Consider the following 24,590-nt stretch of genomic DNA (forward strand, 5'->3'; position numbering starts at 1 on the left):
CAGGTTCCTTGGCCTGTCCAATTTCATCGCACATAAACAAAAAGCCCCACCATATGGCAGGGCCCGTTTCATCAATGCGCCAATTCCGGGCAAAGAACCCGCCATTAATGGTGGGTTTCAATCACCATGCCCGATTTGATCACTTCTGTAATTGTCACGCCCAGCCGGTCATCAACCACCACCAGTTCACCGCGTGCCACCAACCGGTTATTGACATAAATATCAACCGGCTCCCCTACCTTGCGGTCAAGCTCCAGCACGGCACCGCGGGTCAGGCGCATCAGCTGCGCTACCTGGATCTGGCTTTTGCCAATCACGGTCGAAACACGCACCGGGATATCGTAGGCCGCGCCAATTTCGCTTTCGCCATAGCGTTTTTCGTAAGGGTCTTTGTCACTATCGGCCATATCTACCAGCGATCCTGCAAAACGGGTGTGAACGCAAAATTTCCGTGCGTTTGTTTCTATAGCCTACCCCTGAAAATTTGGTTAGCAAGCAGTTTTCAAAAACTACGGTGGATTTATGTATAATTATCCACTAAACGAAACAGCTTGAAGTTTTTCCCAAAGACGCATTTGACAGAAACAGGATAACCATGTCGCAGGATCGCCAATGGGTGGCCGATGCCATCGCCCGGATCGAAGCCGATTTCACCCGCTCCGCCGATACCCACCTGATCAAGCTTGATCTGCCACAGCTTGGCGATATCGGTCTGTATCTGAAGGATGAATCAACACATCCCAGCGGCAGCCTGAAACATCGTCTGGCGCGGTCGCTGTTTTTATATGGCCTGTGCAATGGCTGGATCACCAAGGGCACGCCCATCATTGAGGCATCAAGTGGCTCAACAGCCGTGTCCGAGGCCTATTTCGCCCGCCTGCTGGGCCTACGTTTTATTGCCGTGATGCCCAAAACCACATCACCGCAGAAGATTGCCAAAATAACCTTTTATGGCGGTGAATGCCACCTGGTTGATAATGGCAGCATGATCTATGACGAATCCCATCGTCTGGCGCGCGAACTGAACGGCCATTACATGGACCAGTTCACCTATGCCGAACGCGCAACCGACTGGCGCGGCAATAACAATATCGCCGAAAGCATCTTTGAACAGCTTGCCCGCGAACCCCACCCCACCCCACGCTGGATCGTTGTTGGGGCCGGCACCGGCGGCACATCGTCAACCATTGGCCGCTTCATCCGCTATGGCAAGGTATTGTCAAATGGCTGCGAATTATGCGTTGCCGACCCGGAAAATTCCGTTTTCTACGATGCCTACGCAACAGGCGATGTCTCCATCACCGGCACATGTGGCTCACGGGTTGAGGGTATTGGCCGCCCGCGGGTTGAACCCAGCTTCAACCCCACTGTGGTTGACCATATGATGCGCATTCCCGATGCGGGCAGCTTTGCCGCCCTGCAATATCTGGAAAAACACCTTGGCCGCCGCTGTGGCGGGTCTACCGGCACCAATCTGGTGGCGACTCTGGCACTGATCAGCGAAATGAAACAGGCTGGCGAAACCGGATCGGTTGTTACCCTGCTTTGCGATGGCGGGGATCGCTACAGCGACACCTATTATAACCCGCAATGGATCACCGATCAGGGCATTGACCTTGCCCCCTGGCAGGCAGCCTTTGACCGTTTTGATGAAACCGGCATTTTCGATATGAAGCTGCAACGCCACAGCGCCTGAGATCAGCACGTTCCGGCACCAATCAGCAATACAAAACGAAAAACGGGCGGGGAAATCCCCGCCCGTCTCCGTTCGTTCGTCATTTATTCAAGTCAGGATGCAAATCAGGCACCGGCAACGGTAATTTTACGCGGCTCCGGCTTCTGTTCTGCAACTTTTGGCAGCGAAAGTGTCAGAACACCGTTTTTAAACGCCGCCGAAATGTTGTCGGCATCAACGGTATCAGGCAAACGGAAAGACCGGATGAAACTGCCATAGCTGCGCTCAACAACGCGCGCACCTTCATCGCTTTCACGGGCTGATTTCTTTTCACCCTTGATGGTCAGAACACCTTCAAGGACGGAAACATCCACATCCTGCTGTTCAACACCCGGCAATTCAGCACTTAGCTCGATTGCGGTGTCGCTTTCATGAACATCGATACGGGGATTAAGGATTTTTGCAGTTTCCTGCCCTTCTGCGGCACCAGATTCACCACGACCAACTGCTGTACGGAATGCAGCACGCGGCAGGAATGAACCCAGCACGCGGTCAATATCGCGGGAAAACACGCCAAAAGGATCGCCAAATGCCGGAGCATTTACGAGACGACGGGAAACACCATTAACATTCGAAAGACCAGTCATAATTACTCTCCATACTAGACGAGCATTCTTGCGCTTTTTGGTCCAGCCCGGCTGCAACCGTTGCGCGATCAAGGCCACCATGGCCCTTTCAAACCAAAATGTAGATCGCTATTTTCCCCTCGCAAGGGGATAGTGAATTTTTTTCCCAAAATTTTTGCAATTTCTGGCCATCCCTTCTTACACAAAATTGTGTCCGCGCCGATTGCGCAAAACACATTGGCGGCGCGCCAATACCCTGTTTAAGATGGCCCCATATGCAGGCGCGTTTGTGCGTCCCCACCTTTTACAGGATCACCCCATGAGCAAACTTTTCTCATCACTGGCGCTGGGCCAGTTGAATTTGCAAAACCGCATCATCATTGCGCCCATGTGCCAATATAGCGCCGATAACGGCAAAGCGACCGACTGGCACAATATCCATCTGGGCAATCTGGCCCTTTCTGGTGCCGGACTTCTGATTATCGAGGCAACAGCCGTTACGCCAGAAGGCCGCATTTCCTATGGCGACCTTGGCCTGTGGGATACGGAAACCGAAGAGGCCCTTGGCAAAGCCCTTCATGCCATTCGCGCCCATTCCCCCATGCCGATTGGCATCCAGCTTGCCCATGCCGGGCGCAAAGCCAGCACTGCCAAACCCTGGGATGGCGGTGCAGCCCTGTCCCCCGATGATGAAAATGGCTGGCAGGTTGTAGCCCCGTCAGCCATCCCCTTTATCGATGGTAACCCCACCCCCGAAAGCCTGACCGTTGAAGGCATCGAAGAAATCAAACAGGCTTTTGTCGATGCCACGCATCGTGCCGCACGTTTGGGCCTTGATGTCATCGAACTGCACGGCGCACATGGTTATCTTGTGCATCAGTTCCTGTCGCCCCTGTCAAACCAGCGCGACGATCAATATGGCGGCAGCCTTGAAAACCGCATGCGTTTTGGCCTGGAAATTTTTGAAGCCGTTCGCGATGCCTTCCCATCAGAAAAGCCGGTGGGTTTTCGCATTTCCGCCACCGACTGGGTTGATGGGGGCTGGGACCTGGATCAAAGCCTGGTTTTTGCCCGCGAACTGGAAAAACGTGGCTGTGACTTTATCCATGTCAGTTCTGGTGGCCTGCATACCGAACAGAAAATCCCTGTCGGCCCGAACTATCAGGTCCCGTTTGCTGATCGCATCAAGGCGGAAACGAGCCTTCCCACCATTGCCGTTGGCCTGATTACCGAACCCGAACAGGCCGAAGCCATTATCGGCACCGGGCAGGCCGATGCCATCGCGCTTGCGCGGGGCATTCTGTATGATCCGCGCTGGCCATGGCATGCCGCGGCCGCACTGGGTGCCACTATCAAGGCCCCCAGCCAGTATCTGCGCTGCCAGCCCCGCATATACAAAGAACTGTTTGAATAAACACAAAACGGCCCGGGTGAAATATCCCGGGCCGCTTCAATTTCAAAAACCGTTTGCTCTTCCCGGCCTTTCAGATGCATGGGAATGCGCAAAATGGCGAGGCCGCCGGATTTAAAATGGTTTGGTCACCACCAGCACCACAATAACCACGACAAAGCCAAACAGCCCGGCCAGAAATGGCGTTACATTTTGTCCTTCGGGCGCATCACTTGCGCCAACACGGCGCAACTTCCCCGACAGCGCCCCATGCAAACCCGACAGTAAAAACACTGCCACCAGCTTTGCCCACAACCAGCCATCACCAAACCACCCGCCCATATAGGCCAACGCCAGGCCCAGCACCCAGGCCAGCATCATGGCCGGTGATGTAACCTTGCGGTCCCATTGGGCAATCGGCTTTGCAATACAGGCCGATGGATAGGACAAAAACAGCGCCACACCTACCATGCCCGATATCCAGGTGATAATCGCCAGGATATGCGCCGATTTTACCAGCAGATATAACATCACTGCCCCTTCCCCTGATCAAGCGATGTGCGCAACCAGCGTTCATTTACAAAGCCGCCAAACGGGATGAAGGCACCAATCATCAACCGTCCCAGCGCAGCGCCATCAATCAGCCCTTCAAACCGGGCACGAATGACCAGCCAGGCAAAAAACAGAAACGCCACCCCATGGATTGGCCCCATCAAACGGGTTGCTTCTTCAATCCCCGCCAAATGCTTTAACGGCACGGCAATCCCCACCAGCAATAACAGCGTCACTGCCTCTGCCATCGCGCCAATGCGCAACATCCGCCCTGGCATCATTCCACCTCGCGCAGCAGTTTTTCAATGCGTTCAAGGCGCTGGTCAAACGCCTTCATTTCCGCACGCACGGCACCTGTTTCAACGCTGGTCTGCATGGCAATGGCGGCATCGCTTCGGGCACGGAAAATCTGTGCGACATATTTCATCGCAAAAATCAGAAAGACCGTGATCAATATCAAGATGGTCAACATGGTGAAAGGCGACGTTTCAGTCATCCCTGTCTCCCTGGTGGGGCGCAAGGCTGGCATCGGGATCAGCCTGCGCAATTGTTTCTGGCGTCAGGGTCAGCGCAAAGGGCGTAACCCGGTAAAAATTCGCAGCCTTGCCGTTTTCCGCGAGGCCGCTTTCACAACAAACCAGCCCGGCCAGTTCCAGTTTCTTAAGGTGCATTTTCATAAGCGGGCGACTGATGCCGGCTTCGCGGGCAAGATGGCTGACATACAATTCCCCCTCGCGCGCCAGCATCGCCACAACCCACAGCCGCACCGGGTGCGACAGGGCCTGAAGCTGGCTTAAAAGGGTCTGTGCATCATGCATCGGGTGGAATCCTCATAACGTCAGAAATTAATTACATGTAATTTTTTTCTTACGCAATATGGAAATGCTTTGTCCATCAGCTGCCATATCAGCGGCCCCATAAATATCAGATAAATATAAACTATACTTTAGATGGAAATACTATCTGATAGAATAATAAATATTGACCTGAGTCAAAGCCTCTGCCGACAATGGCGGTTAATAAAAAACTTTCCTGGAATCATTTGAAAGCTGCCTGAAAGCCCTTTGCCGGGCTGGTCTGTGATGTGGGGTTATGATGCCAAGCTTGCGCCTATCCATTGTGATTGCATGTGCCCTGACATTGTTTGCAGGCAGCCTGCGCGCGGCTGAAATTCACCTCTCCACCGAAAACACCGCCAGCCATTTTCAAACCCGGTTTCTTGAACATTACGCCGCCGACCTGAATACCCGCATCAGCACCCATCATTTCAGCGTTCTTCATTCCGCCCAGGCCTTCAAGGACCGTGACGTTGCAGAAGCCCTTTCTGGCGGACGTGTCGCCATTGCCGCACCCGGTATCTGGCATCTTGGCCGCTTCGCCCCGGACCTGAATGCCCTGTTGCTGCCAGGCTTTATGGGTTTGGAAACGCAAAAAGTCCGTGAACTGGTCGATGGCACCTTTGGCCTTGCCCTTAACCAGTCGCTTGAACAGAAATTAAAGGTGCGGGTGCTGGGCAAATGGCTGGATCTGGGCCCTGCGCATATTTTCACCCGCAATCAGGTCATCCGCACATTTGATGACTTGAAAGGGCTTCGTATCCGCTATGCCGGGGGCGAAGGCAATGCCCTGCGCCTTAAGGCCATGGGGGCAATTCCGGTGCTTATTCCCTGGCCCGATGTGCCTGACGCCCTTGATCATGGTGAAATTGACGGGCTTTTAACCACAACCAGCACAGTTGCCAGCGCATCGCTGTGGGACCATGGCATTCGTCATGCCTTTTTCAGCCATTCCTACTACCCGTTTTATATCCCGCTGGTGTCACTTGATATCTGGAACCGCATGCCCGCCCAAATGCAAACCACACTGACCACCGCCTGGGCAAATATGATCGACGAAGGCCGCGACCTCGCCGCACAGGATCAGAAAAAATCGATCGAAATGCTGATCGCCCACAATATCAATATCGTCGAACCCGATGAAACCGCCCGCCGCAACGAACGTGTTCTGCTGCTTGCCCATCAGGATGATATGGCAAACACCATTGGCATCTCCAGCAAGGCCCTGCAAACCCTCGAACAGTTTGCGGGGCAATGATGATGAAAAAACCTCACAACATTTCGCGCCTGCGTCGCTTCCTTGACGAAGATTTTCTCAGCGTGTTTCTGTCAATCGGGCTGCTTTTGGGCATTCTGTTCATGCTGGGCGCGCAAACATTGAAAGAACACCATGTCGCCCGCGACAAGGCGCTTGATACCACCGATTTCGCCATTGCCACCTATGCCGATAATCTTTCCGTCACCCTGCTAAAGGCCGATGGTGTTGCCCTGATTGCCACCCGCGCCATTCTGGCCAATCAGCCCGTCACAACACTGGAAGACCAGCTTGCCGCCATCATCCAGGATGACCGCGACCTTGTGGGCTATATCCAGCTTGATGCATCAGGCAACATTGTTCACGAATTTACCTTTCAGGGCCTGAATGCCCAAAACCTGCCAACAGCAGCCATTCTGGCCCGCCACCGTGATTCCTGGCAGGAACCGGCTTTGCGCGCGTCCGAAAATGTCGGGATGAAGGCGGGATATGTTGCCATTGAACGGGGCATGTGGGCCAAAAACGGTACATTTTCCGGCGTCGTTATTGTTCTTGTCCGTGCTGCCACCCCGTACGAGGACACCCCCCTTGAACGGTTTCTTGCCAAATCAAAAACACGCATATCAACCTATAACAATGTCAATCTAACCACCGAATCCCATCTCAATTCCGCCAAAACACCAAAATGGCTATCCGAGAAAAAGGAAAATGCCTTCTGGGCGTTTTATTATGACGAACATTCGATGGAGGCGAATTCCGTCACCATTCTGGGTGATTTCGTGCTGGGCAAACGCAACATACCTGGCCTGCCTGTAACCATTTACATGCAGGTGCCCGTCAGCGAATTTATGGATGCCTTCGAGGTTACGCGTCGCAGCGCCATTATCGCGTCCATCGTGGTGGTGGCTGTTACCCTGTTTCTGTTTTTACAAATCCGCATCGACAGGCGGGCAAAGCGCCGCGATGCGCGCCGTCGCAACGAACTCGACAAACGGTTGCAATTCGCGCTGGATTCAACCGGCCAGGGCCTGTGGGACTGGGATTTTGAAAAACAGAAAGGCTATTTCTCGTCCAACCTTTATGGCCTGCTGGCCCTGCCGCAGGGTGAAATCTGCCTGACCTTTGAAAGCTTTGCCGATCGCATCCACCCCGATGACCGTGAATTGTTCAGCCACACCATCGATGAACATATCGTTGGCAGCAAACCGGTTTTTGAAATCGAGGTCCGCATGCAGGCAGGCAGCACCGGCCAGTGGGTGTGGTTCCAGCATTCAGGTTCGGTCATTGAATGGGGCGATGATGACCACCCCAAACGCATGATCGGCCTGCTTAAAAACGTGCATCAGCAAAAACTGCGCCGCATAGAACTGGAATTTGAAGCCAGCCATGACCCGTTAACCGGCCTGTTTAACCGGGCTGCGTTCGAAGACCGTGTAGCACGCATCCACGCCCAAACCCGTCGTATTGGCACGCCCTACAGCATGATCATGCTGGATGTGGACCATTTCAAACGGGTCAATGACACCTATGGGCACAATTGCGGTGATATTGTTCTTAAAAACGTTGCCAGCCTTGCTCTTGGCTGCCTGCGGTTCGAAGAAGAAAAACTGTTCTTCCGCCTCGGCGGTGAAGAATTCGTCATTCTGCTGCCCCACAGCGATAGCCAGGCCGGTGTGACCCTGGCCGAACGCATCCGTCGCAAAATTGAAAACAGCCCGATCCAGGCCGGCAAGCACCGCATCAAAATCACCCTTAGCGCGGGTGTTGCCACCAACCAGGATGATGAAGATCCCCTCACCACCCTGAAACGGGCCGACTGGGCGCTTTATGAAGCCAAGGAAACCGGCCGCAACCGCGTTTGCCACGCGACCGGCACCAATGATGTTGCCGTAACGTCACTAAAAGACGCGGGCTGAACACCAAGCTGTCAATTCGAGGGGGGGCATTTCATCTGCCCCCTTCCGGAACCGTGCGAAACTGCCGTCAATAACGATGGCAGTCCACCATCGCCTGTGCCGCGCAAACGACGCTGCACCAGACTGCGGCCGATAACTAACCAAACACACATAACTCAGCCGCAAGGTGGCGAAGACCCAACCAGTTATATCCGGGCACACCACCGCTTACCATCGGCGGATCCCCAACGAAAAAGGACCCCGCAAAGCGGAGCCCTTTTCCTAACCGTAAGGTAAGCTGGTGGGTAAGGCTTAGAAGCCCATACCGCCCATGCCACCCATACCGCCCATGCCACCCATGTCAGGTGCGCCACCGGCAGATTTTTCTTCCGGCTTTTCAGCGATCATGCATTCGGTGGTGATCAGCAGGCCAGCAACCGAAGCTGCGTCCTGAAGTGCGGTACGAACAACCTTGGCCGGGTCGATGATGCCGGCTTTAACCAGGTTGGTGTATTCGCTCTTCTGGGCGTCGAAACCGAATTCAACGTCGTCCTGCTCGAGCAGCTTGCCAGCAACAACGGCACCGTCAACACCGGCGTTCTGTGCGATCTGGCGGACCGGAGCCTGCAGAGCGCGACGAACGATGTCGATACCGATGGTCTGGTCGTGGTTTGCACCTTCAAGACCGTCAAGCGCGCGGGTTGCGTACAGCAGAGCCGTACCACCACCAGCAACGATGCCTTCTTCAACAGCAGCGCGGGTTGCGTGCAGAGCATCGTCAACGCGGTCTTTACGTTCTTTCACTTCGATTTCCGAAGCGCCACCGATCTTGATCACGGCAACACCGCCAGCGAGTTTCGCCAGACGTTCCTGCAGTTTTTCACGATCGTAATCAGAGGTGGTTTCTTCGATCTGAGCGCGGATCTGGCCAACGCGGGCTTCGATCTGTGCTTTCTCGCCAGCACCGTCAACGATGGTGGTTTCTTCTTTGGTGATGGTAACCGACTTGGCGGTACCGAGCATGTCGAGGCTGACATTCTCAAGCTTGATGCCGAGATCTTCAGAAACGACCTGACCACCGGTGAGGATGGCGATGTCTTCAAGCATGGCTTTACGACGGTCACCAAAGCCCGGAGCCTTAACAGCAGCAATCTTCAGACCGCCGCGCAGCTTGTTGACAACCAGGGTTGCCAGGGCTTCGCCTTCAACGTCTTCAGCAATGATCAGAAGCGGCTTGCCCGACTGAACAACGGCTTCGAGCAGCGGCAGCATCGGCTGCAGCGAAGAAACCTTTTTGTCGAACAGCAGGATGTACGGGCTGTCGAGTTCAGCAACCATCTTTTCCGGATTGGTTACGAAATACGGCGACAGGTAACCGCGGTCGAACTGCATGCCTTCGACAACGTCGAGTTCGGTGTGCAGGCCTTTTGCTTCTTCAACGGTGATAACGCCTTCGTTACCAACCTTTTCCATGGCTTCAGCGATCATGTCGCCGACTTCACGGTCGCCATTGGCAGAAATGTTACCAACCTGTGCGATTTCGTCTTTACCCGAAACCTTGCGTGCACGGCTGATGACCGATTCAATAACCTTGCCGGTTGCGAGGTCGATACCGCGCTTCAGGTCCATCGGGTTCATGCCGGCAGCAACAGCCTTGTTGCCTTCACGAACGATAGCCTGGGCCAGAACGGTCGCGGTGGTGGTGCCGTCACCAGCCAGATCGGCGGTTTTGGAAGCCACTTCGCGCAGCATCTGTGCGCCCATGTTTTCAAACTTGTCCGACAGTTCGATTTCCTTGGCAACCGAAACGCCGTCCTTGGTCACGCGCGGTGCGCCAAAGGATTTGTCGATGACAACGTTACGGCCTTTCGGGCCGAGCGTCACTTTAACGGCATCAGCAAGGATATCGACGCCACGCAGCATCTTGGCGCGGGCTTCGGTCGAGAATTTTACGTCTTTAGCAGCCATTGTATTCTTTCCTCTCTATGAGACGGATGAACATCAAACCTTCATCACCCAAACGGGCTGACTTAGGCCAGAATACCCATAATGTCGGATTCTTTCATGATCAGCAGTTCTTCGCCGTCAAGCTTGACTTCGGTGCCCGACCATTTGCCGAACAGAACCTTGTCACCAGCTTTAACGTCAAGGGCGACGAGCGAACCGTCTTCCTTGCGAACGCCTGAGCCAACCGCGACGACTTCGCCTTCCTGCGGCTTTTCTTTCGCGGTATCCGGGATAATGATGCCACCGGCAGTCTTGGTGTCAGATTCGACGCGACGTACCAGTACACGATCATGTAACGGACGGAACTTCATTTTCGACAACTCCGTTTAATAAGCTAAGGCTCAAAATGTTTACGATACTAACCGGGATGAGCCATGGTTAGCACTCACCCCCGGCGAGTGCTAACAGCATGTATGGGAACGCTCGGAAATTGTCAACACCCCAAAGGTACAGGTCGCAAAAAAGTCATATTTTCCGCCACATTCGCGAAAAAACAGGACCTGCCCTGTCAGCCCCCCTAAACCCGGCAAATAAGGCTGGCCACCCCTTAAAAATCGGCATCACCCACGCCGTTCTGGCGGTAATAATCCGCGGGCATCGGGCCAAAGCGATTAGGACCAAGCTGGGTTGGCTTGCACCACCAGATAATGAGCACAATCATCCCGATCAAGGGCAAAAAGATCAGCAGCATCCACCAGCCTGACCGGTCCGTATCGTGAAGCCTGCGCACACCAAGTGCAAGCGTTGGAATGAACGCGACCAGATTAAACAGCGAATTTAACGGTCCTGTCGTATTATCCCAGCCAAATAACGCGGTATCGATAATCGATAGCAGCGTTGCCGCGATCAGGGCAAACAGCTCCCACCACCAGAAGGCCGATCGCGACGATCTATCCTTGAAATTGATGTAATTCATGAATCCGGAACGGATCGCTTCGCCAAAATTCATTCCATCCCCCGCAAATATGAAAAATCCCTCATACACCGCCCGTGCCGATAACACCACACCTCACAATCCGAGAAAATCCGATTGCAACCGAAGCGATACAACATTGAAACACACAAACAAACCGGCACAGAAGGTTTGCCCTCTGTACCGGTTTTAATGGTCTGCTCAACGCCTGTTAACGGGCATTGTTCCTATTGTTTTGCAATATCAACAGGCCCGGTATCAACCAGCTTCAATGCCCAGTTTTCAGCCTTGGTACCATCAAGGTTCAAATACTGCGCCAGATAGGCAAGGCGGTCGGTATCATCGCCTTTTGCCGTGCAGAAACGGTCCTGCAGGTAAAAGGGCGGTGTGGCCTGGTAATAAAGCCGCGCGCGTACCTTTGCCGGGGTGCCATCAATTTCTTTCAGGCTGATTTCGTAGCGCAGGCTATCCCCGCCCTGTTCGGTCGGCCCCACATAATCCGGGTCGGTGCCAACGGCGGTAAAGCCGGCATCTTCGGCAAGGTCGGCCCCTGCTCCCAACGCCTTGGAAATTTCCGTCCGTTCCGCCAGACCAAGATAGCCAGGCGGCGGCAGGCGGTTATCCTTTACCTCGGCACAAATCGAAAGGAAGCTGGTCGTCAGTTCCCCCTGTGGCCGCACATTATGCCCACAGGCAAATTGCGAACCATCCAGCGGCGGAGTGCTGACCAGTTCCTGATAAATCTGCGTCTGGTTCTGGCTGGTTATCACCTCGTAATGGGGTTGATGCAGGCGCTTATCCGGTTCAATCCGCGCATTGCAGCTTTCATCCCACCACAATTCGCCTGTGATCGGTTTATGATTCTGATCCACCAGCACCCCGGCCTTGTTCACCCGGCCCGATGCCCAAATCACCTTATCGCTGGCATCCAGCACCTCGAAATTCACAAAGGCACGGCGGAATCCGACACCTGATGGGAATTTATGCCCGGTATGGCTGGTGATACTGACAGTTGCACCAAGCTTGCCATTGGCAATAACACGGTCATCGCCAAGGCTGATACTGACCGTATCATTTTCCGCCTGCTGGTTAATCGCGCGTGCGGTCAATTCCAGCGGATCAATCGCCTTTTTGGAATTCATCATCGGGTCTGCGGTTGGCACGCCCATAATGTCAGGGAATTGCTGGAACATTTTCACCAGAAACAGGTTCAGCCCCACCAGCGTATGCTTGGCAAATCCTTCGCGCTGTTCAAGGTCGATATCTCCGGGCGCAAAGGTGTTGGCTGCCGCCGGGAAATTTGAAAACTCCTGGATACTGGCAATCTTGCTTTTGAATGTGCCACCTTCATCACGCGAAGGCATATGGCAATCCTGGCAGGTTTCCGGCACCGATCCCGCACCGCCGGGCAATGGCCCGTCAATAGTGGTTCCCGTGCGATAGGCGCTAAAGGCCCATTCGGCATAGGTTGTCTGCTCGTATACATGGGCAATTGTCTTACCATCATGCAGCACGGGCAAATGTACCGTATGGCAGGTCCCGCACATTTCCGATGTGCTGATCGCATCACCCTTTTCCGGTTTGATGCCCAGGGTATAGTCCATCGGGTGGGTTTGGGGTTTATCAAACGGGCCAAACAGCTTGCCTGCCGGACCAACCAGGAAACTGCCGGTAAAGGTTTTGCCAAAACCGGTATTATCCGCATTGATCAATTCCTGGCGTTTCAGCACACAGGCATTTTGCGGGTCATTGGCATATTTTTCCGTCGCCTCCTTGCCCAGCACCATCTGATGGCAAGCCATGCATGAAATTCCGTCGCGTGCCAGCGCCCCATAGGATGCGTGGCCTGCACTCGGGTTTTCGGGCGGATATGGCACGGCATTAACAATATCGCGGTCAAATACACCGCAATCACCGGCATTATCGGTTGCATGGTCAATCTGGAATTGCCGCTGGCCCAAAATACCGTGGCAGCCCAAACAAGTTGTCTGCACCAGATCGGCCTGGTCATGATGGAAGGTCTGGGTCTCACTTGCCATTTGCGCAAAAAAGATCGGGTCACGCCCGGCAAGGCCCATCGGCGATGACCGCCATGTTGCATAGGGCGACAAATTAAGCAGCTTGTCGCTTTGCGGGTCCGGCATTGTCATATCAAACTGCAGGCCAGTGCTGCCTGCATCGTGGCATCCAGTGCATTGGTCACTGGTCAGATACTGGCTTTGCGGCGATGGCCCTTTGGCCGGCATCCAGACATTGTCATAGGTTTGCGATGGCATGATAAAGCTGTGGTCCGGCACGGCACCAAACCGGTCTGCCTTGCGCAGCAGTGCCAGCAATTCCTGTAATGGCTCGGCACGTTTTTGGCCATGCGGCACTGGTCGTGCTTCCATATGCGCCCGCAGGGAATGGATATCATCGCCCATATCATCATCGGCTGCGGCGGTTGCCGTGGCTTTCGTCCCGGTTCGCGGTACGGCACCTGTGCCGATATATTGACCGGCAAAAAAGTCCTGCGACAAAAACACTTCCGGCTGGCCGGGATGGCCTTCCATATTGCGTTCTTCGGCAAAAGTCAGGTCGTGGGCAGAACCATGGCAATTCACGCAATATTGCCCAAAACCCATATTGGGCGGCGCATTGCTTTCGCCCGCGGGCCAATCTGGTGCCCAGCCTTCACCGGGCCAGCCATACCAGCCCCAAAACCAGCCATCCTTTGACCCTTGTGCATCACGCACCATAATCGCAGCACCACTGGTTGGGAAAAGATAGTTGGGGTCGTATTTGGCGCAGGCTGCCGCTGGTTCGGGATACATTTCCTTCACCATCATCGCGCCATCGGGAATGGCGGCTTGCGGGTCCGGGTGGGCTTTGCCGGTGGGCCGGTTTTTTTCCAGCCATGTCACCATATCGGGCGAATACCAGATCACAACCGGCGCATGCGTCCCGTGATAGGTTCCGTCCCATGGCGCGCCTTTCTGCCCGGCAACCCGGGCGGCGGTATAGGGGCCGGTATCGCGGACATATTTGTCACGCACCCAGCCCGATGCCGTATCGCGGTGACACCAGTTATTGAAAAACTGCGACAATGCCGCTTCATATTCGTTTAATGGCAACGCACCGGGATGGCGCACCGTTTCGGTTAGCGATTTGCAATATTCATGATCGGTTGGCACCATCGGCGTATCGCGCAGTGCCGTTTCGCATGTTTGTGCGATGGCAACGCTTGCAACGCAGCTCGCCATCCCTGCCAGCATAAAAGCCCGCAGCTTTCCCCAATATTTCATGGCCCCTCTCTCCTTGTCGCCAGCAGCACCCCGCGCGCTGGCTCCATGGAAAAACTTTAAGGGCCGACAAAATCACCATCAACCTTAAATTGATGAATATGAAATATATTTAATTTTTAAACGAAATTTTCGTCACAATAATCAGCAGCCATCGTCATGAGATCCACCTTTCACCCGCGCCGGAAAAACCACTGAAAACGGTGGCGCTCCGGCCCCATCAAATCAAAAATCAATCTCTCACCCGCAACATGACGCATCGAAATTTCGCTACCAACCCCGCCTCGGAAACTCACCAAAATTCAGGGTTCCCATAGCCCTGTGTAATACGCAATGGCGCCACTCAATCCCGGTGCCCCTCCTGCCGTGCGCTTCGCCGCCATTGCGCCGGGGTCAAACCCATGTGGTTTTTAAATGCCCGCTGAAACGCGGCCTCGGACTGATAGCCGACCATTTCACCCACCGCGCCCGTTGAATGATCCTGTTTTTCCAACAGGTTTGCCGCCCGCATCATCCGGATTTCCAGCAACAGATCATTGGCAGAATAGCCCAGAAGATCCTGAAAATGGCGCACCAGCGTTGCCCGCGACATATGGCAAAGCTCGGCAAACTTCGGCAAAGTCCAATTCCGGCCCGGATCATCCAGCATCGCAATAAGTGCCGGGTTCAAACGCGGATGCCCGGCCAACGCCAGCAACCCTACCGGCGCGTCCTTACCTTCGCTGGCATGGCGCAGCGCAAGGGTTAACAGGGCTGCCGAATAGGCATTCAGCATGGCGCGGGTTCCAGGGCCCGGGTTATGAGCCTCCGCCCGCATCAGCCCCAACAGCATGGCTAGATGTTGCCCGGTTGGTGTTCTGACGGCTTCCGCTACATCTGCGGGCAGATGCAGGACAGTATCGTCCACAATCGGCGACACGCCCTTACCCCTCCCATCTTCGGCACGAACGATCAACTGTTCCGGCAAATAGCGCGCCAGCATCCGGGCGTGAAACCCGGCTAGTTGAAACCTCCCGCACAGCATATCAAGGCGCGGCCCTGTTCCTGCACTTTCCTTCAATAGTAAATGCTGTTGCTGATGATCACTGGGCAATACCGGGGCTTCGCCACTGCCATCATGCAAAATATGCCCTGCCCCCGATGGCAACAGCAGGATATCGCCTGCTTCAAGGCAGTTTTCCGCACCAGTTTGCGGGTCCCGCAGCACAGCCCTGCCCGCCAGCACAACGTGATAGGGAATTTGCCCAACCGGGGCATTTTTCTCCTCCATCCGCCAGGGCGCACCAAAGCTGCAGCGAATATCAAGCTGACCACGTACCGGTAACAGATCAAAAAGCTGGCTCAGCCAATCCACGATCACCATTCCTGCCAAGTGATACTTTAAAGCATGTTTTAGAAACCATGCAACATTAACAAACTCACATCCGCATCGTAAAGTGCCGACATGAACACAACACACCCTTTTATGGAGAACACGACCATGTCACGCATTTCAACACCTTCCGTCGATGCCGCAACCGGTGCCACCGCCGAACTGTTCGGTCAGATCAAAAAAGCTGTCGGGACCGTCCCCAATGCCTATGCCGCCATTGGCTCGCTCAACCCGGGCGCCCTGCAATCGGTACTGGGTATTGATGCGGTACTGGCGGCAGGCAACCTCAGCAAGCAGGATCAGGAAATCATCAAATTGCTGGTCAGCTCGGTGGCCGGTTGTGATTATTGCGTTGCTGCCCACAGCCTGCTGGGCAAAATCAGCGGCATTGACCAGGGCACCCTGAAAAATATCCGCCATGGCCAGGCAACACATGATGCCAAACGCGACGCACTGATCCACTTTGTCCGCACCCTGATCAACAGCCAGGGCACACTTGCTCGCGCCGATTACGACACCATCATTGCTGCTGGCTATACCAGCGCCCAACTGGTCGATATCAGCCTTGCCATCGCCGCCATTACCTTCACCAACGTCTTCAACCGCATCAACGACACTGTGATCGACTTCCCGGCTGTTGATTAACCCCAACCTTCCCCGCGCATAACAGAACAGGCCGGAATGCACCTGCATCCCGGCCTGTTTTTGAATTTTCGCTATTGTAAACTGACACTCTGAGCTTGTTCAGCACTCTATTCCAATAGACCCCTAACCAATTTCCCCACCTCAGCTCTAGCCAATGACGCCGGAGGACCAGAACTCAAATGGTCAAAATTTAACAACCTAAACTTTTCATCAACGAGATATTCATCAACCACCCTATCCTCAACGGAATGACGAGCAACCATTTGTAAAGAAAAACGAATATCTAGAAATTTAATTTTAGACAAACCCTCGAGGAAAATCATCTTCGGGTTAATTTTATGTATCAACTTATAATTCTGATCAAGACAGAATTTCAGATGAGGCGAATCAATAAGTGAAGTTCCATATCTATTCTGAAAATCTCTTGGCGATCTTGATGCGCACCAGAAAAACAATTCCGTATAAGACGTTTTATTATAAACATCTTGACCTAAGAAATTTCGAATCTTCGTTTTTCTTGTTTTACTCCCCTTGCTTCGCCCAAAGATCTCCTGAAAATCTCTATCCCTCGTTTCCTCATCATTTATGCCTTGAGTCTTTTCCCAATCATCTTCATCGTCTCCTGGATGAAACCCCATCCAAACGTATTCTGGATCAGCCGAGACATCAAAATTCATCGGACAATCAAAAACAAAATGATGAGAATTCTTCAAGAGCTCAAAATGAATTTTCTGATACTCTCTTATCTCGGCAATCAAATCAGAGCTAATGCGATTAGACATCAACAGCGCCTCCAAAGATGCAACAAAGCCAGAAAATCCCCCCAGCCCACAGCATTAACATCTTACCCCACCAGCTAAGAAAATTATTTTTTGAAAACCTCCGACCAAAAGTTAAGTTTTCAAATTAGATCCCATCTTAGAAACCAACTAACATAATCTACTCCACCGTCACCGATTTCGCCAGGTTGCGCGGCTGGTCAACATCCGTGCCTTTATGCACCGCAACGTGATAAGCAAGCATCTGCACCGGGATGGTGTAAAGGATGGGTGATGCAAAATCGGCAACGGCTGGCATTTCCACTGTGGCAGATGCCATATCGCCAATGGTTTCAAGGCCCTTGGCATCGGACAGGAATATCACCCGGCCACCGCGTGCGGCAGCTTCCTGCATGTTTGATACGGTCTTTTCAAACAGATCATCCGACGGCGCAATCACGATAATCGGCACCAGCGGGTCAATCAGGGCGATCGGGCCGTGCTTCATCTCGCCGGCGGCATAGCCTTCGGCATGGATATAGGAAATTTCCTTAAGCTTTAACGCACCTTCAAGCGCAATCGGATAGCCCAATCCACGGCCAAGATAAAGCACGTCACGGGCATCGGCGATATTGATCGCAAGATTACGGATTTCCTCGTCATGATGCAGGATTTCAGCAACCTGCTTGGGCAGTTCCGTCAGCGCGCTGACAATGCCAGCCTCGTCCTTGGCCGACAGGCTGCCATTTTCGCGACCGATGGTAACAGCAAGGCAGGCCAGAACCGTAAGCTGGGTGGTGAAAGCCTTGGTCGATGCCACACCAATTTCCGGCCCGGCATAAGTTTGCAGGACAACATCGCTTTCGCGCGCAATGGTGCTTTCGGGCACATTGACGATGGAAAGGATCTTTTGCCCCTTTGATTTGGCATAGCGCAACGCTGCCAGCGTATCGGCCGTTTCGCCAGACTGCGAAATGAACAGCGCAATGCCGCCCTTGGGCATGGGCGGGCAGCGATAGCGGAATTCGGATGCCACATCAACATCCACACCCAGCCCGGCATAACGTTCGATCCAGTGTTTGGCGACAAGCCCGGCATAAAAAGATGTGCCGCAGGCAACAATCGTCAGGCGGGTGGCATCGCCAATATTGAACGGCATGTCAGGCAGCTTGATGCTGCGGGTGGCCGGGTTGATGAAGGAATGCAGCGTATCGCCAATCACGGCGGGCTGCTCAAAAATTTCCTTCTGCATGAAATGGTTATAGTTGCCCTTGCCGGTCATCGCACCGGAAACAGCCGACAGCTTGGTTTCGCGGGTCACGTCATTGTCATGCTCGTCACGGACCTGCACACCCTCACGGCGCAGTTCCACCCAATCGCCTTCATCAAGGTAAATCAGGCGGTTGGTCAGGTGCGACAGTGCCAGCGCATCCGACCCCAGATACATTTCACCATCACCCAGGCCCACGGCAAGCGGGCTGCCACGACGGGCACCAAAAATAACGTCATGTTCGCCGGCAATGATGATGACAAGTGCAAAAGCGCCTTCAATGCGATGCAGGGTTTCCTGCACGGCTTCACGCGGGGTTTTCCCCTGATCAAGGAAATCCGAAACCAGATGCACAACAACTTCGGTATCGGTATCAGATGCGAATACACGCCCCTTGGCGCTAAGTTCGGCCTTCAGTGCCCGGAAGTTTTCGATAATGCCGTTATGCACGACGGCTACTTTGCCATCGGTATGCGGGTGCGCGTTGTTTTCGGTCGGCACGCCATGGGTTGCCCAACGGGTGTGGCCAATGCCCACATCACCGCCCAGCGGCTTTTCCTTCAGGCGGTCGGCCAGATTGACCAGCTTGCCTTCGGCACGGCGGCGTTCGATCTTGCCATCGACCAGCGTAGCAATCCCTGCCGAATCATAACCGCGATATTCCAGCCGCTTCAAACCATCCAGGATGCGTTCGCTGACACTGTTTTTGCCGATAATACCGATAATGCCGCACATATGCCGTGTCTTTCCCCAAATATGCCGATAAACGCCACCAACGCGGGTGATGGCCGCCAATTCTCTGTCTGTCGAAAGGATGGCAGGCCACCACAGGGCCGCCTGCCATTTTTAAAACCGCTTACGCCTTGCCGGTCAGGGCGCGCATTTTTTCACGAAATTTCGCGGCCCAACCTGGCTTTTCAACCTTTTGCGCCCGCACCAACACCAGGGCATCGGCCGCAACCTCACCGCCCAGCGTGCTGCCCGCGGCAATAATGGCCCCATCGCCAATCGTTACCGGTGCCACCAGGGCACTGTTGGAGCCAACAAACGCACCCGCACCAATATCAGTGCGGTATTTTTGATAGCCGTCATAGTTACAGGTAATGGTGCCCGCCCCGATATTGGCCTTCGCGCCAACGCGCGCATCACCGATATAGGACAGATGGTTGACCTTGGCGCCGTTTTCGATGGTGGCTTTTTTTACTTCGACAAAATTGCCGATGCGTGCACCTTCGCCAATTTCGGCACCAGGCCGCAAACGGGCATAGGGGCCAATGTCGGCACCCGTGGCAATGTCACATCCTTCAAGATGGCTGAATGCCTTGATCGTCACATCATCGCCAATCCGCACGCCGGGGCCAAAAACCACATTGGGTTCAATCACCACATCGCGGCCAATTTCGGTATCGGCACATAAAAATACCGATGTCGGATCCACCAGGGTTGCGCCATTGGCCATGGCAGCATCACGCAGGCGGGTTTGCATCAAATCTTCGGCCACCGCAAGCTGCGCACGCGAATTTACCCCAAGGGTTTCTTCCTCGGCCACTTCTACCGCAACGCAGGTTCGCCCCTGCTGGCGGGCAATGGCAACCGCGTCGGTCAGGTAATATTCACCCTTGGCATTATCATTGCCAATGGCATCCAACAACGCGACCAGCCCTTCGGCGGCAAAGCACATCACACCGGAATTGCAAAAACCAATGCGCCGTTCGGCATCATTGCATTCCTTGTCTTCGATGATCGAAATCAGCTCGCCGGTATAAGGGTCGGTTGCCAGGCGGCCATAACCTGCCGGGTCATCGGGGGTAAAGCCCAAAACGGCCACGGCATGCGGGCCTTCCTGCCGGGCGGCAATCAGCCGTTCAAGGGTGGCAGCGGTAAAAAGTGGGCTGTCCCCATAAAGCACCAGCACATCGCCCGTCGCCCCTTCAAGCGCATTACGCGCGGCCAGAACGGCATGTGCGGTTCCCAAACGGTCGGTCTGTTCAAATGTCGGATGGGGGGCAACGGCCTTTTCAAGGGCGGCCATATCGGGGCCAACAACAACCAGTGTCTGCTCGGCATGCAGGGAACGGGCAGCATCGATCACGTGATTGACCATCGGCTTGCCGGCAATTTTGTGCAAAACCTTGGGATGCGCGCTTTTCATGCGTGTTCCCATACCTGCCGCCAGAACAACCACACTTAATGATCTAGACATCTAAAATCCCTTGTTTCCACTTGCAAATGGATGCCGGCAAACTGCGCATCAACCTGATCGCACCGTCATAACCGCACTGGTAACGCAATTTGGCAAAATGCAAAAGCCCTGCCTGAATCACGTTTTGTAACCTGATGTTAGCAGATGTTACAGATTGTTAATGCGCCTTGTTATTGTCTGCTGGCTTGTTACATTCGGCTAGCGTCACTCTGTGTTCTTATCATGACAAATTTCAAGGAAAGCCCCATGCGCAAATTCATCCTGTTTGACCTCGACGGTACGCTGATCGACGGGGTGAATGACCTTGTCATGGCAATGAACCAGCTTCTTAAACAACATGATCATGCCCCGCTAACCCGCCACGAACTGGAACCGATGCTGGGCGATGGCGCACGGGTCTTAACCCGGCGGGCCTTTCAGGCGCGAAATGTATCGCTTGATGAAGATGCCCTAAGCACGGCCTATACCAAATTTGTATCGCTGTACGAGGCAACAGCCTACCGTGATACATATTTGTATCAGGATGCCGAGGCAACACTGCGCCAGCTTCATCAGGATGGCTGGGAAATTGGCCTGGCATCAAACAAACCCACCCGCCCCTGCCGTGAAATCCTTTCGATCCTGGGAATTGATGATCTGTTTGTCACCATTGCCGGAGGGGATGCCACCAACGTCCGCAAGCCAGATGGCGGGCACCTGGCCTTTGCCCTTGATAAAATGGGATATGACCGCACAAAGGGCGACTACGCCGTAATGATTGGCGACCATGCCAATGATGTAAATGCCGCGCGCGCCATTGATATTGCCGCGATTGCCGTTGCCTTCGAGGTCGATGATACCAAAGCACGCGGATTGGGGGCAGACGCGGTTTTAACCCGTTTTTCGCAACTGCCCGATGCCTTGAAAAAAATTGCCTGAATTGGCAGCTTGACTCCCCCGGCAACGCCCCTTATAACCCGCGCCACTGATCGGCGAAGCTCTGGTAATTAAAGGGTGATTTGCCGTTTAGGGCGTATAGCTCAGTTGGTTAGAGCGTTCCCTTCACACGGGAGAGGTCACAAGTTCGAATCTTGTTACGCCCACCATTTTCCGCATAAAGTTTTAGATCAAAATCGAAATTTAACGGCGTTCAGTTAGTACTGAAACATGTAGTGCTAATTAAAATGCTGATAGAAAACGTTTTATGCGAACGTCAAGCCCCAATTGATCAATAGTGTGGACCGGATATAATCCGTACGATAACACTGTCTTACCTTCTGGGCATGCGAAAAAGCGAGGTTTTATTTCCTCTAAATATCGCCCTTCAAGTACTCCCAGCCTCCCACCGTCCACACATCGATACAATGCATGCGCGACCAAGTCTGCTAACTGAAGCAACGGCTCATTTTTCTTTTCTGTTGCAAGGATTTTTTGAACGTTAATGTTTCTTAAAAATTTTGAGTTTTCCTGAATTGGATTGCGTTGACAACTACGTACCAAGCCCCTAAGCCCCGAATAGTTAAAACCACCGTCTTCAAATACAATACTCACATCATTCGGGCTGATATCATTCCTTCCAAGGTACATACCCACACGTTCTAATAAATATTGGGCGCACTTGTTGTAGTACTTTTTGTGATCCCCAGCAATTTGATCGCGATACCCTCCAAGGGTAGATTTTTTTGAGATCACTCCAACAATAACAACATCCAAAGTTGCCAAAACCTGCGAATATCTCACTTTCTGCTCATGCGACAGAGAACTGCAATGCAGCGAACCTTTATTTGTAATTTCATCCGTAAAACTCCGGATCACTTCTTTCAAATCTTCTTTTGAACTATCTTTAATTATCACTCCGCCCATTGTCATATAGGGAGAGGCCCCTGCTTCCTTTTCTGTTTGAATTTTTTTAATTCCAGGGTTACCACTCTCATCAATCAAGACTGTATATTTCACCCACCGCCTCCGCACCCATTTCAATCAAAGTACACAAGATATTCCACCAATAAAAATTAAGCAAAAAAAAGCCGACAAGAAATTTCCTGTCGGCTTTTGAAAACTACAAAGACTATGAAGTTATTTAGTGACTATCCTTGGGAATTTCCTTGCCACGCCCACCTAACAGGAAGTCGAAATCTGCCCCTTTATCCGCGCCAATGACATGGCTGTAATAAAGCGAGGCATAGCCGCTGGTCGGGACTGGCACGGTGGTTTGCCACGCAGCCAAACGACGGGCGATTTCGTCGTCGGGCACATCAAGGTGCAAACGGCGTTTGGGCACATCAAGTTCGATCATGTCACCATTCTGCACAATTGCCAGCGGGCCACCGGCGGCGGCTTCGGGGGATGTGTGCAAAACAACGGTGCCATAGGCCGTGCCGCTCATACGGGCATCCGAAATGCGGACCATGTCGGTAATGCCCTTGCGCAATACCTTGGGCGGCAGGCCCATATTGCCCACCTCGGCCATGCCAGGATACCCCTTGGGCCCGCAGTTTTTAAGGACCATGACGCAGTTTTCGTCGATATCAAGGCTTTCATCATTAATCTTGGCCTTGTAATCGTCGATATCTTCAAACACCACAGCACGACCACGATGGGTCATCAAATGTTCGGACGCGGCTGATGGTTTCAGCACGGCCCCATTGGGCGCAAGGTTACCCTTGACCACGGCAATGCCGCCATGCTGGGTCAGTGCCTTTTCAAACGGCAAAATGACATCGTCATTCCAGTTGCGCACTTCGGCAACCTGGTCCCACATCGTCTCGCCCGAAACGGTAATCGCATCCTTGTGGATATGTCCCGCGTCGGCCAGTGCTTTGATCACCACCGGCAAACCACCCGCATAGAAGAATTCTTCCATCAGGTATTTGCCCGAAGGCTGCAGGTTTACAATGGTTGGAATATCACGGCCCAGACGGTCCCAGTCATCAAGCGTCAGATCAACACCCAAACGCCCGGCAATTGCCAGCAGGTGAATAACCGCATTGGTGGAGCCACCAATGGCACCATTCACACGAATGGCATTTTCAAAGGCCTGCTTGGTCATCACGTCAGACGGCTTAAGGTCATCCTTGACCATCTGCACAATGCGGCGGCCAGTCAAATGCGCCATCACCCGACGGCGGCTATCGACAGCGGGAATGGCGGCATTGCCCGACAGGGCCATGCCCAGCGCCTCAGCCATGCTGGCCATGCTGGATGCCGTACCCATGGTGTTGCACGAACCGGGCGAACGCGACATGGCGATTTCAGCTTCAAGGAAATCCTCGGTGCTGATTTTGCCTGCCTTGCGGTCTTCGGAAAGCTGCCACAGCGACGTGCCCGAGCCAATATCCTGCCCGCGCCATTTACCATTCAGCATCGGCCCGCCGGTAACAACAATGGCCGGAATATCGACACTGGATGCGCCCATCAAAAGGGCCGGTGTGGTTTTATCGCAGCCCACCATAAGCACCACGCCATCCAGCGGGGTGCCACGCAGGGCTTCTTCCACATCCATCGCACACAGGTTACGAAACATCATGGCCGTTGGGCGCAATGTGCTTTCACCTGGTGAAAATACCGGAAATTCCAGCGGCAGACCGCCTGCTTCGTAAATGCCATGCTTGACCCGTTCGGCCAGATCACGCAGATGGGCATTACACGGGGTCAGCTGCGACCAGGTATTGCAAATGCCAATAACCGGGCGGCCATCAAACAGATCAGCCGGCAGACCCTGGTTTTTCATCCAGCTACGGTGATAGATATTGTCCTTGCTGGTGCCACCAAACCAACCTTGGGAGCGCAGCGTGCGCGGCCAGGCTGCGGGTTTGAAGGTGCTCATGCCCGGTCTCCTGAGTTTGTGGGAAACACCGGCTTATTTGTGCCGGTGGTCCGGGCGCGCAATGCACCCAGATAAAAATTCAAACGGTGTAAAAAACCTGCCCCGGT

General features: G+C 53.7%; 22 protein-coding genes and 1 tRNA gene. 7 read left to right on the forward strand and 16 right to left on the reverse strand.

Annotated elements, in window-relative coordinates:
- Nucleotides 1-104: 104 nt before the first annotated feature.
- Nucleotides 105-407 carry a flagellar motor switch protein FliN gene (gene fliN / locus CSC3H3_RS12005; protein ID WP_101264420.1) on the reverse strand — a complete coding sequence of 101 codons (303 nt, stop codon included), beginning with the start codon at nucleotides 405-407 and terminating at the stop codon, nucleotides 105-107.
- 188 nt (nucleotides 408-595) lie between these two features.
- Between fliN and CSC3H3_RS12010 the strand changes: the two genes are divergently transcribed.
- Nucleotides 596-1,696 carry a PLP-dependent cysteine synthase family protein gene (locus CSC3H3_RS12010; RefSeq protein WP_101284958.1) on the forward strand — a complete coding sequence of 367 codons (1,101 nt, stop codon included), beginning with the start codon at nucleotides 596-598 and terminating at the stop codon, nucleotides 1,694-1,696.
- Between the two features lie 104 nt (nucleotides 1,697-1,800).
- On the opposite strand, the gene CSC3H3_RS12015 is transcribed toward CSC3H3_RS12010, so the two are convergent.
- The gene (locus CSC3H3_RS12015; protein WP_101284959.1) at nucleotides 1,801-2,322 is read right to left on the reverse strand and encodes an Hsp20/alpha crystallin family protein; all 522 of its coding nucleotides are present in this window, start codon (nucleotides 2,320-2,322) and stop codon (nucleotides 1,801-1,803) included.
- A 298-nt stretch (nucleotides 2,323-2,620) separates the two neighbouring features.
- Between CSC3H3_RS12015 and CSC3H3_RS12020 the strand changes: the two genes are divergently transcribed.
- Nucleotides 2,621-3,715 (forward strand): NADH:flavin oxidoreductase/NADH oxidase, encoded by a 1,095-nt coding sequence (locus tag CSC3H3_RS12020; protein ID WP_101284960.1) that lies wholly within the window; start codon nucleotides 2,621-2,623, stop codon nucleotides 3,713-3,715.
- A gap of 111 nt (nucleotides 3,716-3,826) precedes the next feature.
- Here CSC3H3_RS12020 and CSC3H3_RS12025 read toward each other — a convergent pair whose 3' ends face one another.
- The 4 genes from CSC3H3_RS12025 to CSC3H3_RS12040 are packed head-to-tail and all read right to left on the reverse strand — an operon-like array spanning nucleotide 3,827 to nucleotide 5,061.
- Nucleotides 3,827-4,222 carry a CopD family protein gene (locus CSC3H3_RS12025; RefSeq protein WP_101284961.1) on the reverse strand — a complete coding sequence of 132 codons (396 nt, stop codon included), beginning with the start codon at nucleotides 4,220-4,222 and terminating at the stop codon, nucleotides 3,827-3,829.
- Entirely contained in the window at nucleotides 4,222-4,524 is a 303-nt protein-coding gene (locus tag CSC3H3_RS12030) for a DUF3817 domain-containing protein (RefSeq protein WP_215907493.1), read from the reverse strand. Before CSC3H3_RS12030 ends, CSC3H3_RS12025 begins: the two co-directional genes overlap by 1 nt.
- Nucleotides 4,521-4,739: a hypothetical protein gene (locus tag CSC3H3_RS12035; protein ID WP_101284962.1), complete on the reverse strand. Its 219-nt coding sequence runs from the start codon at nucleotides 4,737-4,739 to the stop codon at nucleotides 4,521-4,523. The genes CSC3H3_RS12030 and CSC3H3_RS12035 overlap by 4 nt, the downstream gene beginning before the upstream one ends.
- On the reverse strand, nucleotides 4,732-5,061 hold the full coding sequence (locus CSC3H3_RS12040) for an ArsR/SmtB family transcription factor (protein WP_101284963.1): 330 nt from the start codon (nucleotides 5,059-5,061) through the stop codon (nucleotides 4,732-4,734). The genes CSC3H3_RS12035 and CSC3H3_RS12040 overlap by 8 nt, the downstream gene beginning before the upstream one ends.
- 286 nt (nucleotides 5,062-5,347) lie before the next feature.
- On the opposite strand from CSC3H3_RS12040, the gene dctP reads away from it, so the two are divergent.
- Together dctP and CSC3H3_RS12050 are read left to right on the forward strand one after the other, a co-directional pair.
- Nucleotides 5,348-6,337 (forward strand): TRAP transporter substrate-binding protein DctP, encoded by a 990-nt coding sequence (gene dctP / locus CSC3H3_RS12045; protein ID WP_157831886.1) that lies wholly within the window; start codon nucleotides 5,348-5,350, stop codon nucleotides 6,335-6,337.
- 2 nt (nucleotides 6,338-6,339) lie between these two features.
- Nucleotides 6,340-8,250 (forward strand): GGDEF domain-containing protein, encoded by a 1,911-nt coding sequence (locus tag CSC3H3_RS12050; protein WP_172963419.1) that lies wholly within the window; start codon nucleotides 6,340-6,342, stop codon nucleotides 8,248-8,250.
- A gap of 291 nt (nucleotides 8,251-8,541) precedes the next feature.
- Here CSC3H3_RS12050 and groL read toward each other — a convergent pair whose 3' ends face one another.
- From groL to CSC3H3_RS12075, 5 genes are all read right to left on the reverse strand, one after another.
- Complete coding sequence (groL, locus tag CSC3H3_RS12055) at nucleotides 8,542-10,197, reverse strand: chaperonin GroEL (RefSeq protein ID WP_101264430.1); 1,656 nt, start codon at nucleotides 10,195-10,197, stop codon at nucleotides 8,542-8,544.
- 62 nt (nucleotides 10,198-10,259) lie between these two features.
- Complete coding sequence (groES, locus tag CSC3H3_RS12060) at nucleotides 10,260-10,547, reverse strand: co-chaperone GroES (protein WP_073956557.1); 288 nt, start codon at nucleotides 10,545-10,547, stop codon at nucleotides 10,260-10,262.
- Nucleotides 10,548-10,783: 236 nt separating this feature from the next.
- Nucleotides 10,784-11,185: a DUF805 domain-containing protein gene (locus CSC3H3_RS12065; protein WP_101284966.1), complete on the reverse strand. Its 402-nt coding sequence runs from the start codon at nucleotides 11,183-11,185 to the stop codon at nucleotides 10,784-10,786.
- Nucleotides 11,186-11,376: 191 nt separating this feature from the next.
- Nucleotides 11,377-14,433, reverse strand: a complete 3,057-nt coding sequence (locus CSC3H3_RS12070) for a hypothetical protein (RefSeq protein ID WP_215907494.1) — start codon at nucleotides 14,431-14,433, stop codon at nucleotides 11,377-11,379.
- Nucleotides 14,434-14,773: 340 nt separating this feature from the next.
- Nucleotides 14,774-15,784 (reverse strand): AraC family transcriptional regulator, encoded by a 1,011-nt coding sequence (locus CSC3H3_RS12075; protein WP_215907495.1) that lies wholly within the window; start codon nucleotides 15,782-15,784, stop codon nucleotides 14,774-14,776.
- A 126-nt stretch (nucleotides 15,785-15,910) separates the two neighbouring features.
- Between CSC3H3_RS12075 and CSC3H3_RS12080 the strand changes: the two genes are divergently transcribed.
- A complete protein-coding gene (locus CSC3H3_RS12080; RefSeq protein WP_101284968.1) occupies nucleotides 15,911-16,447 on the forward strand; it encodes a carboxymuconolactone decarboxylase family protein in 537 nt (178 codons plus the stop codon).
- A 107-nt stretch (nucleotides 16,448-16,554) separates the two neighbouring features.
- Here the strand turns inward: CSC3H3_RS12080 and CSC3H3_RS12085 are convergent, their stop codons facing one another.
- The 3 genes from CSC3H3_RS12085 to glmU all read right to left on the reverse strand — a co-directional run bounded on the left by CSC3H3_RS12085 (nucleotide 16,555) and on the right by glmU (nucleotide 20,678).
- A complete protein-coding gene (locus CSC3H3_RS12085; protein ID WP_101284969.1) occupies nucleotides 16,555-17,229 on the reverse strand; it encodes a hypothetical protein in 675 nt (224 codons plus the stop codon).
- A gap of 157 nt (nucleotides 17,230-17,386) precedes the next feature.
- The gene (glmS, locus tag CSC3H3_RS12090; RefSeq protein WP_101286215.1) at nucleotides 17,387-19,210 is read right to left on the reverse strand and encodes a glutamine--fructose-6-phosphate transaminase (isomerizing); all 1,824 of its coding nucleotides are present in this window, start codon (nucleotides 19,208-19,210) and stop codon (nucleotides 17,387-17,389) included.
- A 121-nt stretch (nucleotides 19,211-19,331) separates the two neighbouring features.
- Nucleotides 19,332-20,678 (reverse strand): bifunctional UDP-N-acetylglucosamine diphosphorylase/glucosamine-1-phosphate N-acetyltransferase GlmU, encoded by a 1,347-nt coding sequence (gene glmU, locus CSC3H3_RS12095; protein ID WP_101284970.1) that lies wholly within the window; start codon nucleotides 20,676-20,678, stop codon nucleotides 19,332-19,334.
- Between the two features lie 246 nt (nucleotides 20,679-20,924).
- Between glmU and CSC3H3_RS12100 the strand changes: the two genes are divergently transcribed.
- On the forward strand, nucleotides 20,925-21,596 hold the full coding sequence (locus tag CSC3H3_RS12100) for an HAD family hydrolase (protein ID WP_101284971.1): 672 nt from the start codon (nucleotides 20,925-20,927) through the stop codon (nucleotides 21,594-21,596).
- A 90-nt stretch (nucleotides 21,597-21,686) separates the two neighbouring features.
- Nucleotides 21,687-21,763 (forward strand) — tRNA-Val (locus tag CSC3H3_RS12105).
- A gap of 73 nt (nucleotides 21,764-21,836) precedes the next feature.
- Here the strand turns inward: CSC3H3_RS12105 and CSC3H3_RS12110 are convergent.
- Both CSC3H3_RS12110 and araD read right to left on the reverse strand, forming a co-directional pair.
- Nucleotides 21,837-22,613: a DUF3800 domain-containing protein gene (locus CSC3H3_RS12110; protein ID WP_157831887.1), complete on the reverse strand. Its 777-nt coding sequence runs from the start codon at nucleotides 22,611-22,613 to the stop codon at nucleotides 21,837-21,839.
- 124 nt (nucleotides 22,614-22,737) lie between these two features.
- Nucleotides 22,738-24,483 (reverse strand): L-arabinonate dehydratase, encoded by a 1,746-nt coding sequence (araD, locus tag CSC3H3_RS12115; RefSeq protein ID WP_101284973.1) that lies wholly within the window; start codon nucleotides 24,481-24,483, stop codon nucleotides 22,738-22,740.
- Between the last annotated feature and the right edge of the window lie 107 nt (nucleotides 24,484-24,590).

This window comes from Thalassospira marina, assembly GCF_002844375.1.
Lineage (GTDB): Bacteria > Pseudomonadota > Alphaproteobacteria > Rhodospirillales > Thalassospiraceae > Thalassospira > Thalassospira marina.